Source organism: Prevotella sp. E13-27 (assembly GCF_023217965.1).
Taxonomy (GTDB): domain Bacteria; phylum Bacteroidota; class Bacteroidia; order Bacteroidales; family Bacteroidaceae; genus Prevotella.
The window spans coordinates 342,056-355,093 of the sequence record NZ_JALPSC010000001.1; the positions used below are offsets into that span (position 1 = coordinate 342,056).

Annotated in this window: 9 protein-coding genes; all 9 read right to left on the reverse strand. The window is 36.4% G+C overall.

Features of this window, described 5'->3' with window-relative positions:
* Window positions 1–2 precede the first annotated feature (2 nt).
* Window positions 3–806 (reverse strand): glycoside hydrolase family 25 protein, encoded by an 804-nt coding sequence (locus M1L52_RS01475; RefSeq protein ID WP_248613049.1) that lies wholly within the window; start codon window positions 804–806, stop codon window positions 3–5.
* Window positions 807–1,041: 235 nt separating this feature from the next.
* Window positions 1,042–1,659 carry a hypothetical protein gene (locus M1L52_RS01480; RefSeq protein ID WP_248613050.1) on the reverse strand — a complete coding sequence of 206 codons (618 nt, stop codon included), beginning with the start codon at window positions 1,657–1,659 and terminating at the stop codon, window positions 1,042–1,044.
* Window positions 1,649–2,827, reverse strand: coding sequence for a CHASE2 domain-containing protein (locus M1L52_RS01485; RefSeq protein ID WP_248613051.1), 1,179 nt, complete (start codon window positions 2,825–2,827; stop codon window positions 1,649–1,651). The genes M1L52_RS01480 and M1L52_RS01485 overlap by 11 nt, the downstream gene beginning before the upstream one ends.
* A complete protein-coding gene (locus tag M1L52_RS01490) occupies window positions 2,827–4,764 on the reverse strand; it encodes a WG repeat-containing protein (RefSeq protein WP_248613052.1) in 1,938 nt (645 codons plus the stop codon). The genes M1L52_RS01485 and M1L52_RS01490 overlap by 1 nt, the downstream gene beginning before the upstream one ends.
* Window positions 4,765–5,080: 316 nt before the next feature.
* Window positions 5,081–5,263 carry a hypothetical protein gene (locus M1L52_RS01495; RefSeq protein ID WP_248613053.1) on the reverse strand — a complete coding sequence of 61 codons (183 nt, stop codon included), beginning with the start codon at window positions 5,261–5,263 and terminating at the stop codon, window positions 5,081–5,083.
* Between the two features lie 79 nt (window positions 5,264–5,342).
* Window positions 5,343–5,984 (reverse strand): hypothetical protein, encoded by a 642-nt coding sequence (locus tag M1L52_RS01500; protein WP_248613054.1) that lies wholly within the window; start codon window positions 5,982–5,984, stop codon window positions 5,343–5,345.
* A gap of 59 nt (window positions 5,985–6,043) precedes the next feature.
* Window positions 6,044–7,375, reverse strand: a complete 1,332-nt coding sequence (locus tag M1L52_RS01505; RefSeq protein WP_248613055.1) for a pentapeptide repeat-containing protein — start codon at window positions 7,373–7,375, stop codon at window positions 6,044–6,046.
* Window positions 7,376–7,668: 293 nt separating this feature from the next.
* The gene (locus tag M1L52_RS01510; RefSeq protein WP_248613056.1) at window positions 7,669–11,262 is read right to left on the reverse strand and encodes a leucine-rich repeat domain-containing protein; all 3,594 of its coding nucleotides are present in this window, start codon (window positions 11,260–11,262) and stop codon (window positions 7,669–7,671) included.
* A gap of 6 nt (window positions 11,263–11,268) precedes the next feature.
* Window positions 11,269–13,035: a BACON domain-containing protein gene (locus tag M1L52_RS01515; RefSeq protein WP_248613057.1), complete on the reverse strand. Its 1,767-nt coding sequence runs from the start codon at window positions 13,033–13,035 to the stop codon at window positions 11,269–11,271.
* Window positions 13,036–13,038: the final 3 nt, after the last annotated feature.

A 13,038-nucleotide genomic window follows, 5' to 3' on the forward strand; every position in this document is an offset into this window, starting at 1 on the left:
ATCTATTTTATACCTTTTTCTTCAATATACTTTTCCAACTCTTGTTTTGAACCCATAAACATATCTAAGTCCACAGAATTATCAATCACGCCCCATACATGTCCTTCTTGGCTGAACTGCCAAAACTTGCAGTTGGGCATTTCCGGTTTCCCAAAGTTTTTCCCAATGGGGAGAGCCAGCCATAAATCACGCGTTCTCATTATAGAGTCCTTCACTATCCGTGTGTTATAGATATGCGTGGTAGTATATATCATGGCTTTCACCCCACACTCCTTTTCTACGATATCGAGCCATTCCTTTGCTGCTGTTATCTCTGCAGATGAGTCAATCTCTACGTCAAGCACTGGTGGCAAGTCTCCAGATTCTAATCTAGCATGCGTAAGGAACTGTTCAGCCTGTGCTTTCCCAGATACAGAATCAGTAAGGAAATGGTAAGAGCCGCACGGGATTCTTAATCGTTTAGCTTCAGAATAATTTCTCTGATAGTTTGGATCTATGTAGCTATCACCTTTTGTAGCACGGATAAACGAGAACTGCGCAGGTCTCTGTTGGTGCGGAACAGGAATGGATCCATTCACTCTACCTTCCTCATCGCATGGCAATTGCAGGCCATCCCAGTTGACATACCCTTGCCAATAAGAAACATCTATTCCATACACCTGTGCATAATCCTTTTCTACCAGAGAGTTCTTCACATCCTTGGCGCTATCACATCGCAATCCGAAGCAATAAGCTGACGCTGCTCCGATAACCAGTCCACATACCAACATGCAGACATCCTTCAATACATTTTTTCGATTTTTCATTTTACTTTCGTTATAATGTTAACCTTACGTTTTTTCTGTTCTTCATATATCAAAGACCGCGTTTTCTCGTAATATCTATCACTACAACAAAAATAACCGCAAAACTGCAACAACAGCTTTGCGGTTATTCGAACTAACAAGGACGGTAATAATAGTTCCTCACTAATATTTCATATCTTGCACAATGATGCAATCACTCTTTTTATAATTATCTAATCCTTCATTAAGAAATCAACTATTGATCTAATAGTTCAACCAATAATGTTTTAACGCGCCCCTCCCCCATATTATCTTTAACAATTATATCTATTTCAACAATTCGACCTGTTTGGTTTACAAACATATCCCGATGAATATAGACGCAATCTTTGTAAGGGGATAAAAATAATTGCTTAGACATCGTTTTATCTTCCTCCATCCATTTTGCCCAATACGAAGCATTATCTTCAACATTTTCGATTATAATAGGCAACGAATCATTAAGTAAATATAGATACTGTTTTTCATCTTCCGACCCCTTAGTCCATAATGGAACTTTTTGCAAAAGTTTTTTCTTCTCATATTTGCATTTTAGTTCCATATAGTCATTTATGGTTAATTCCATAGGATATGCAATTTTACCATAAAAATCAAAATAAGTTCCTGTCAGGTCATTAATTACACTCATACCGATTTCGTCGGTAGTGCAAATAATTTTCGATTTTTCATTAATTATCATTCCCCTAACAGCTTCTTTTTTAGAAATCATAATTTTACCTTTTCCCCATAGCCTATGGATACGGTAAGATTTGGCAAAAATGAGAGTCGTGGAAAAAAGTAAGGTGATTGCAAAAACGGTTAATCTATTTCTCATAACTTATATTATCTGATAATTTAACAATAAGATTTATTATGTAAAACACTGTAGAAGTAACAAAGATGTCATATACTTCATCAAGGAAAACATAAGTTGTAATACAAAGAACAGAAAGATATAAAGAGAAGCCCATCCATGAGCAGAATGCGACAAGCATACGTTGCATTAGCCTAAGCCACTTATTTTTCTGTAATTTTCTCTTAGCTAACGATTCGCTTATTTTTTTCCTACTTAGAATTAGATAGCTGAAAATAAAAAATGATATGAATAAGATTATTGCTAAAGTTGGTGATACAACATGGTGATTATTCATTAGTGCCTGATACGCATTGAAGTTAATTATAGCTCCCGGCACTCGCCCCCGATATGTGGCGTGCATATCCATCCCACTAGAACCAATAATTATATATTTTTTTTTGGTCTTTAACCTATCAATTGCATTTCCATAAAGTAAGTCATTACCAAGATTAAACCATTCTGCGTCATATGGTATATAATCCAAATTGAGAACTAGGCTTGTACGAACCAATCTTCCATTTTCTGTATACAGAAATCCATGGCTGCTTATGTGTCTTTTTGTTATATCTTCATACATTTTGAGGGGCATACTTGAAAACATGCCGTCCTTTGTTTTTGAAAAATATGGGTATTTTACAAAATCAGATTCTATGGGGGTTATATTATAATAAGCCAATCCTGCTTTTGTATTTAAACAAGTATCAGCTAATGACTCCATTTTATTGCATGGAATAACAATGCGCTCCATTTTACTAATCGTGGCATAAAGTGTACTATCAGCATCTGTTTCCTCACCTTCTTCAAAACCGATATCCAATATAATATATGCATAGTCATTTTTTTTAGATAACACATCCAACAATTTAACTAACTTTGTGCGATCTGTCACAGGAAAGGCATCTCCTAGTGGTTTTCCATATTCGTTAGTTTTTGTAACCAATTGTTTGTCATAATCGACGTCTATTAATAACACCCCTGATTCAACACTTTCTGACGGATCATATACAACCCCACGAATTGCCTCAAATATACTAATAACTTCTTTTTCTCCACTTATTGGAAATTGGAGGTTTGTTATCCAATAGGAAAAAACGAGCATTCCTATCGAGATAACAGTAGACCAAATAATTATCTTCTTCTGTTTCATTAGTTGTTGTTGAAAATAAAATTTTTAACTGGTGTTATTCCATAAACAACTGGAATCTGAACTTTGCATTTATATTTTGAAGATTCATATATAACTTGTTTGTTTATAAAATCACACAAATTGGAGAATCCTAACCCTGGTTTTTTCAATCCTTCCAAAAAAGCTTTGGTGAAGAAGCTTGCATCTCCTTCTCCTCCATCATATGCGAATGCTCCTTCTTCAGTCGCAAAATACACACAGGTTCCATAATTATCCTCACTTTTCATTACAGTAAGAGGCCCAGTATCTGCTCCTTTTGAACCTTCAAAAGGATTGTTACGACAGGCATCTATAATTAAGAACTTATTTTGACATTTAATTTTATCCATTTTTACTATTATATCTTGACTTTTTACACACGCCCTATCTAGTTTTGCTACTATTTCTTTTTCATTGATTAAATTATACGGAAATTCCTCATAGTTATAAGGTAGTAAATAACTATCTTGATTGATTTGAAATCCGTGTCCAGAATAATAGACTAATGCGACATCAGCAGTAGCGGCTTCTTCGATAAACAAACGAATAGATTCTTCCATCTCTGTTTTATTGGCATTTCTTACCACAATAGGATTGTCAAATCCGATTTGCTTTAATATCTTGTACATATTCTTCACATCTGTTTGTGGACTCCTCAATTTTTTATAATTATAATAATCCCAATTACCAATTAACAATGCTGTTCTCTTTTGAGTTGTTGTTGATTTTCCTTTATTTGCCAAATTATTAGTTTTGACGTTCCCTCTTAATGTAGTTGAAACAGAACTTTCAATCTTCGACCATTGCAACAACATTATTTTCGCATTGTCGTTCCCCTTATTTGCTGCTATTTGAAACCATTTTTTAGAATTGCCAAAATCACCATCTAAAAGATACCGTGAAGCTGCCCTCATTTGCATTAATGTGTCTCCATCCTCCGCATATTTAAGAAATGCAGACATGACGTCTTTAAAATGATACGCAGTCCCATTTCTATCAAAATAGAAAAACGTCTTATCTTTAGAACCAACAGACGCAATTCCATATTTAATATCAAGGCAATCGTCTTCATTATATACAATTGGTAAAACTATTTTTCCTTCTTTATTGATTACCCCCCATTTGTTATTCTTTTTAACCAAGGCTAAACCTCCTTTAAACTCATACGCTTCATCAAATTCAGATGGAATAACGCGTTTCCCATTTAAATCAATATATCCGTAACTATTATTCCAACGGACGGCTGCCATGCCTTCCGAGAAATACTTTACTGATTCAAAACCTTGCATTCGAGGATTTATTTTTTCTGTCTTTTTATTTAAAAAGCCCCATTCTCCTTTATATTTTACTCCTGCAAAGCCCTCATAAAATGAAGTACAAACACTTTCATATTTGAAATCAATGACAGTTTTTCCCTTCCTATCAATGAATCCCCATTTTCCATTTTTATTCATAGCTGGTGCAAGTCCATCTTGAAAGGCAAGAACTCCAACATATTTGGGAGGAATTTGCACAACACCCTGTTTGTCAATAAAACCAAACAATCCATTAATTCTTACTGCAGCTAAACCTTCATAAAAATCACCTATTTTACCAACTTTCTGAACTATTCTCCCATCGTATTTAATAGCATCAAAGACAACTTTACCTTTTGTGTCAATAAAAGCAAAAGATTCTCCTATTTGAGCAAAAGCCAAATCGTCGTGATATGGTCCCAAAAAACTATAAAGTAGATATTTCGTTATAACACCTCCATTCCAGTTGTATAAAGTATTTCTGGAACGATAAACCCTATCTATCCCAGCATATTTAAAAACCATTTCAGGTATTTCATTATGATAAACACTTTGTGTGTATGAATTTTGTGGCACACACAAAACTAATAATAAAAGAAGAATTTGTATCGTTTTTGTTTTCATGTGATTTATTTTTTATAGTTATTATTGGAGTAGGAAGATAGCAGCCTCTTCATCGTGAGGTTTCTCTAGAATCATCTCGACAATCTGTCGGTCGGATAATATGCGATAGTCTGTCATAGAGTGATAATCCATTAAATTAGCCGTTTTAGGTTACATGCTAATCATCCATATTTGGCTACTAAATTACTAATTAGGAGCAAAAGGGCAACAATAGACATACAAGAATTAACATTTTTTACAGAACGCGTATATCTTTTCGTATAGACGCATGTCAAGTATCAGACTCAAAAGGCATCATCTCTCAATAACCGTGGGTTCACCTAAGCGGAACCCACGGAGTACATGAATAAGTCAAAAAGATATACTTCTCACTTCTGCACATCTCCCATCCTCTGAGCATGGCGAAGATGTCGAAGCCTTCCCAGCCGCACTCCTGCAGCGCCATTGCTGCGCCAAGCATCATCCAGAGTGAAGGCTGTTCCGAGGGTATGTCATCCAAAAACTAAGAAAGGACTGACAGACGCAAAAGATCTGTCAGTCCTTCTTTTTATTTATTTGCTTCTGTTATTCTCACATTTTCATATTGTCACAACAACTTTATATGCCACGATGCACTTGCTGTCGGCAATATATTTCTGAATATACGTTTCGCCAAGTGCCAGTCCCACAAGTTTATTGTCTTGTATAGTCGCTATCACGCCATCAGCGAAAACTAACGAGTCGCCTTCTTCGCACTCTAGCGTTCCATTCACTTGCAGATGCAACAATTCCGGTTGCACCTTATAGTAAGTAAAGGGCCCCATTTTCGTCATCACCCCAAGTGCATTCTCCGCCAGTTCCGTAACATACCAGTTATATCTCCGCTGATAGCCAAAGCCGTTCGACTGCAGGGTCAGCATAGCTCCTATCTGCGCCCACCATCCATACGTCATCGTATCGAAGCCATAGGCGAAGTAGTTGTCATATCCTGTGTAGGTATGGTCTTCGTTGAAGGCAATTAGTTCATAATACCCTTGCTCTTGGTTTCCCCATAGCCAACTGCCTATGAGCGTCACCTCTTCCACAGGCGTATCCTTCTGTACGAACGTAACACTATCTATCTCTTCGATAGGTATATCGCTCACTGTCCCACCCTTATAATGGATGCGAATCTGGTTCTGAGCCGAGCTAACGATGCTCACCCCCAACAAACAACATGCTACAAGAATCGTTCTCTTCATAACAGCATTTCTTTTTTATTTACGCCATAGATAGAGAACGGTTTTGAAATTAGAATCTATCAAGTTTTATTATCTCTTTTTGTTTTATTATAATGATATTCTTGCACTAATCCAAACCATTGTCTAATTTTGATTTTATCCTCAGCAAACATAGTATCAGAGTAAGGAAATGCACGCATATTCTTATCCGAATCAATAATATTACCCTCAAACATTCCATCTCGACATAAGTCTTTATCATAAATAATTAAACAAGGCATCTGTCTCCCATTTGCCAATGCTGCTTCAACATGCAACCAAGGAGATGAATATAATTTATTTTTAATCTCTTTCCGGTCCTTGCCCGCTACATGCTTATGAATAAAGCCATTGACTACATTTAAATACCCAAAAGCTAATATAACGCAACCATCACATCTCTCCAAATGCGTTGCTACATCTGTCAATTGTGAAACATTTTGGTATTGTTCCCTTTCTATCTTCTGAATATCAACGTTGCCCAATTTCTTCAGGGCAGCAATTGAAGAGTCGAATTGTTTTCTTTGGGTCGAATCAAGAATTCCAAGTTTACTTACAAAAAGATTGATTGTCTTGTTTCTTGGTTTATATCTGTTTTCTTCAGGAACGCCTTCAGAATGAAAAACACCTTTCTCATCCAAATACTCAAGAATTGGATGAGGATCTTTGTCACCAGCAATTCCTATGGTCGCAGAATCCAATCCCACTGCCTCATCAAAACATGCGCCTTCCAATTTGCAGTCTTCATCAAATCTTACCTTTTTAACATTAGAGTTCACAAAATTAGCTTTTTCCAATATGCAATTTTTAAAAGATGTACGATTAAGAATTGCACAAAAGAAGATAGCACCTTTTGCATCAACATTATTAATACTACATTCTTGAAGAACAGCGTGAAAGAAATCTGCCTTACGCATAGAAAGACGCCTTCTTCTATAAATAAATTTAAGGAATCCATTTTCAGTTGATTCAAATTTCACTCTGAATTCTGGCTTTATTAAGGCATTTAACATATTCACATATTGTATTTCCTGCCCCTTCATATTACCCGCATACGAGAATCCGTCTGCAATGGTTTTCTGGAGCCCTACAGAAATCGGTTTACGCAACAGTTCTACCATTAGATTCTTTGCCTCCTTGGTATAATTGGGTTTGTACAGGAACTTCCACCATGGTCTCTTTAGAAAGCCCCTCAATAGAATTGCAGCAGTCGACTGCTCTATTGGATTCTCAGAGAATAGAGACTTCGCACATTCATGGAAGAATTGTGCGTTACGTGATTGTTGCTGCACAAGATATACAGCAAAAGGCACTACAATAGCCAATGCACCTACGACTATAGTGGCAATAGCAAAAAAAGTACTTTCATTCATATTCTTACTTCAACTATAAAATATCTATTATTACTTTCCTACAACAGAAAACTTTGTGCTCTCGCATCCTCCTCACCAACTCCTTCAGATTATTCTCCGCAACAGTCCCTTCTTCGCCCTAATTTTTGTAGTTTATAAAGTACTTGTCTTCACCATCCCACACCCCAAAACCTATACCGAAGTTCTGCGTAGAAAACAGCGCCTCCAAGTGGAGGCCTGTCACTTCTCATCTCCAATCCAATTAAGTGTAGGCATATCTTCAGTTCCTTTCTCTTCATTTTAATTGGCACCCTTTATCTCACCATAATCTTCTGTCCATTCACGATATAGATTCCCTTCGAGAGTCCCTCAACAGTATTCGTACCCTGCTTCAGTGTCACCCTTCTCATCAGTTGACCACTAACAGCATAGATATTACAGTTACCGTTTGTTGTGCTCTCGATATAGATAATGCCGTTGTTGGAGTACATTCGCTGCGATGAAGTAAGAATATTCGCAATAGCTGTAGTTCCCTCCATAAGATCAGATATAGAAATAACCTTTCTTGCTGCTGCGCTACCCGATGTCGTAAAGTACGCCTCGAATGGACGAATATCTCTAGAGTTTTTAACGAAAATGCTTCCTGGGGCATTATCATCATCTTGATTTAGAGCATAAATACTATCATTCTTTGTTAGCATCTGGAAGGCTGGATAGAAACGATGTGCCTCAGATACAATGGGATGAATATCTGTAGCCTCAACCCTTGCATTCTGAGCAGAAAATGCAACATAGCCAGTAATGTTATAAAAGTCTTGATAACCCTCCCAATTAGGCATACTGATGATATAAGGAGTATTAGCTCTGATACCTTCTGCTTCAACCAACCCATCATCTGTCAGTTCACGAAGCCAAAATAGTTTTTCTCCTGTACCAGCTTTCTTAAATGGCTTTATAGCATCGCCACTTGACGTTTTATATGTAGTAACATCAAATGGCAAAGCAATGGATTCCCATCCTTGACATTTACCTTTTTCTGTTTTCAAGCTGAAATTATGTGTATAAGAGATATTGGCAGCCGTAAATGCTTTGGGACAATAGAAATTGCCTATGCTCTCATCCGTCAGAGTGATATCTGGGATCTCGTTATCAACAATAACATTTCTTATGCCAAATGGCTTATACTCTTTTTTAGCGACATAGAACAACAAGTTAGGATTAGCAATATGGTTCACGAACTCATCAGATGGTTTGAATGATGGATTCCATAGAATCGCAGCCAACTGATTACAATCTTTAAGCACATTCTGTCCAACATAAGAAATGCCACCTGGAATTGATAGAGAGATCATTTTGTTTCCCATAAATGCTTCATCTAAAATCCTCGTTACTGGATATTGAACATTCTCATATTCAACATAGGTTGGTATCACAATATGGTCAACGGAACTCGCAGACTTAATCTCAGCATATTTCGTTTTTTCATGAATAACGTAGGTGAGACCATCTATCACTGGAGTTGGATCAGGCTTGATTTCTTGAATTTTTACAAAGTTCTTCCAACCGCCTAAATTTTTATACATGTCAACTTTCCCTACAGGGACATATAAAGTAGCATTAGAGTAGATAGTATTATTATAATCACCAAAAACATTATCCTTAATCTCGAAAGGGGCTTCCATATTTGAAACAATCTCTACCAGGTCTGAGCAACCATAGAAAGCATTACTTCCAATGGTATCTAGCGTATTGGGAAGTTCTATAATCGATATTCTTCGACAACTTCTAAAAGCCTCATCATCAATTATAACGAGGTGGTTAGGCAAATTAATAGAAGAAAGATTACTACATTGTTCAAAAGCACTTTTACCAATGCAAGTTACTGTTTCTGGCAATGTAATAGATTGCAATGTAGAGCACCATGAAAACGCATCATTACCTATTTCAGTAGTACCGGAAGGAACTGTAGAATTCTTACATCCAATAAAAAGAACTGTCCCTTTCATAATTGCATTGCAGTCATCCTTTGAATTATAAACATCATTTCCACTCTCTACAGTAATGGAAGAAAGATTATCACAACTATTAAAAGCTAATGAACCTATCTCATACACAGACGATGGTATAGAAACACTTGTTAAACCCGTATTATAAAATGCATAACGGCCAATCGTCTTCAGTGTGTTAGGAAATACGACTGATGTAACTTTTGAACAACTTCTAAAAGCCTCATCATCAATTATAACGAGGTGGTTAGGCAAATTAATAGAAGAAAGATTACTACATTGTTCAAAAGCACTTTTACCAATGCAAGTTACTGTTTCTGGCAATGTAATAGATTGCAATGTAGAGCACCTAGAAAATGCATCATTACCAATCTCAACAACATTATATTTATCCCCATTCTCTTTGGTTACAATTGCAGGAATTCTGTATGAGTTTTTTGAATACTTTCCTTCTTGAGGTTTTGTAACCTTGACATTATTTATGTTTGTTGCATCTATTTCATAATAAATACCGTCGACCTCGAAATTCCATTCTATATCTTCACCATGAATTTCATATATACCTAAAAAATTTACTGTCCATCCATTATACTGCATATAATCGTTTTTAGTGTTTTCTGGTACAAATAGAGCTGCATTATTGGAAATATTCATAAAAACATTTGAATTTATCTCAAATGGAGCTACAATCAGAGACGTTACTTTTGATAATTCTGAACAGTCAACAAACGACCAATCCCCTATTTCATTCAACGACGAAGGTAATATAATCTCTTTGAGCTTTGAACAACTATGGAATGCACTACTGCCAATCGACACAACAGAGTTTGGAATCACCATGCCTTCTATATCCAAAGCATAAAAAGCACTACTCCCGATTTTTGAGATTCCATCTGGAATCACTGTCGACTTACATCCTGCAACAAGCTCATCTCCTTTAAGAATTGCATTACAATCGTTACGGGAATCATAAACTGCATTTCCTGCTTCAACCTTTAATATCTGCAAATTCTCACAACTAACAAAAGGATTTGAGTCAATACTTTTTACTGACTTCGGAATAACAATCTCTGTCAAAGCACTACATCCTTGAAAGGCATTCATACCAATTTTCTCAAGTGATGAAGGAAGAACCAAAGGTGATAATTCTGAACAGTTAACAAACGACCAATCCCCTATTTCATTCAACGACGAAGGTAATATAATCTCTTTGAGCTTTGAACAACTATGGAATGCACTACTGCCAATCGACACAACAGAGTTTGGAATCACCATGCCTTCTATATCCAAAGCATAAAAAGCACTACTCCCGATTTTTGAGATTCCATCTGGAATCACTGTCGACTTACATCCTGCAACAAGCTCATCTCCTTTAAGAATTGCATTACAATCGTTACGGGAATCATAAACTGCATTTCCTGCTTCAACCTTTAATATCTGCAAATTCTCACAACTAACAAAAGGATTTGAGTCAATACTTTTTACTGACTTCGGAATAACAATCTCTGTCAAAGCACTACATCCTTGAAAGGCATTCATACCAATTTTCTCAAGTGATGAAGGAAGAACCAAAGGTGATAATTCTGAACAGTTAACAAACGACCAATCCCCTATTTCATTCAACGACGAAGGTAATATAATCTCTTTGAGCTTTGAACAACTATGGAATGCACTACTGCCAATGGAAGTAACATTGTAAATGATATTACCATATTTCACTTTAGATGGTATTATGTATGATATACCTGTATAAGCCCCCGATGACGGTTTTACTACTTTTGCATTATTATTTGCATCAACCTCATAATATATGCCATCAACCTCGAATGATTCTGCGAATGCTGAGGAAGATATAAAAATAAAGGCTATTAAGGCAAAAAATCTTGAAAATATCTTATTCATAATTTCTTATCTTTTACGTGTATACTTCGGATTAGGGTTATCGTCACCTGGAACATCTTTAGGTTCCTGATGAACAGTAACGGTGACATCGCTAATAGCAGATTTTATTGTAATTGTGGCATCACGAGCATCTGTACATGCATTAAGTTGAACATATAGGGATACTGTTCTATTAAACGAGCCTGATGTCGTTTGTACTGAACACCAACTTTGATCACTTGACACTGTCCAATTAGAAAGATTACTATCAATACCGAATGTCACAGTTCCACCTTGAGGCTGTGCATTCAGATTACTTGGAGTCGTTCTCACGTAACCTGCATCGCCTTTCGCCTGATGAACAACTATCTTCTTATCTTCAAGCCAAGAAGACTTAATAGACAATGTACAATTCCTTTCTGAAGCTTCAGCAGGATTAACATCAACCCTTATCCTAATTTCCTTTGTTCCAGCACCAGCACCTTGGGGAGTTTCAATATGACACCAAGAATCATCTGTACATACAACTGTCCAGTCGACATTACTTATTATTGTTATTGTTTTCTGTTCTTTTTTATTGGAGAATGATAATTGATCTGATGAAACATCTATAAACGGATCCAGACCTTTCTCTTGATGAACATATATTTGTTTATCACCTGCGTTAGACTTAATAGTTAAAATGGCATCACGTTGAGCTGAACCAAGCGGGTTCTCGTCGACGATAATTTTTATATTGCCATCACCAGTAATAGTCTCTGTGGGGCTATCTATATGACACCATTCTTGATTGCTCTCTACAGTCCAATCGGTATTACTACTAACTTCTATTGTGTAAATTCCTCCTTGATACGGAAATGGTTCTATAATCTGAGGAGAAAACGACAACCTTGGTTCCTCGCCTCTTTCTTGAGTCACTTCGATTATTTTTTCCTCTTGGTCCCAGGTAATAGACAATGTAGTACTTCTTTGTGTCGTCAATGTATTTTTATCAACGAACACTGTTATCAGATAATCACCTTGACCTCTGTTTTGTGATAGTTTACACCAACTATCGCTACTTGTTATTATCCAATCTGTATTACTTAATAATTGAATATCCTGTTTACCTCCCTCTCTCTTGAACTTTTCCAACTTCTCTGGAGACGTCTTAAGGTAATATTTTGTTCCACTTTGAGCTACAGGAATTTCATACGACTCACCTTTCGCTGTCTTTATTGTTATTACATCTTTGCGTTCAGCATTAGTAGAGTTTACATCGCAATAGACCTGCAACTCTGTAGTTCCTTTTCCTGATGTTGGGGAAACATGACACCACCCTTTTGTATTACTTGCAGTCCAAGTCGTGTTATTATCTAAAGTCACTAGTTTCTTCTCCGTTTCATTAGATCCGAAATCTAATTGTGTCGGGGTATATACAAACTTGTAATCAGATGGAGCCTGCTTTACTTGTAGCAAACTTGTTAAACCATCATGGTGAACATAAATAGTATCTGATCTGCTTTCAGTACTCAATGGATTTTTTGTCGCACTGACAGAAAAAGATCCTGTTCCTTTACCAGACTTCGGAGATACATCAATCCAGTTTGGTATATTCGCTATATTCCATGATCCTTTAGAATCAACAGAAACAATGACATTATCAACATCATCGGAAAAGATAATCACCCCACTACCAATGCTAAAGTAGTTATGGTTGACATAATATTCTTTGTCAGCCAAATCGTCATTACAGCCAACCAAAAGAATTAACAATGAAAACAATAGTAATTGTATATTCTTTATTTCCTTCATAAT

Coding starts and splice junctions, on each gene's coding strand:
- M1L52_RS01475 (WP_248613049.1), bottom strand. CDS start 806: ATGAAAAATCGAAAAAATGTATTGAAGGATGTCTGCATGTTGGTATGT.
- M1L52_RS01480 (WP_248613050.1), bottom strand. CDS start 1,659: ATGAGAAATAGATTAACCGTTTTTGCAATCACCTTACTTTTTTCCACG.
- M1L52_RS01485 (WP_248613051.1), bottom strand. CDS start 2,827: ATGAAACAGAAGAAGATAATTATTTGGTCTACTGTTATCTCGATAGGA.
- M1L52_RS01490 (WP_248613052.1), bottom strand. CDS start 4,764: ATGAAAACAAAAACGATACAAATTCTTCTTTTATTATTAGTTTTGTGT.
- M1L52_RS01500 (WP_248613054.1), bottom strand. CDS start 5,984: ATGAAGAGAACGATTCTTGTAGCATGTTGTTTGTTGGGGGTGAGCATC.
- M1L52_RS01505 (WP_248613055.1), bottom strand. CDS start 7,375: ATGAATGAAAGTACTTTTTTTGCTATTGCCACTATAGTCGTAGGTGCA.
- M1L52_RS01510 (WP_248613056.1), bottom strand. CDS start 11,262: ATGAATAAGATATTTTCAAGATTTTTTGCCTTAATAGCCTTTATTTTT.
- M1L52_RS01515 (WP_248613057.1), bottom strand. CDS start 13,035: ATGAAGGAAATAAAGAATATACAATTACTATTGTTTTCATTGTTAATT.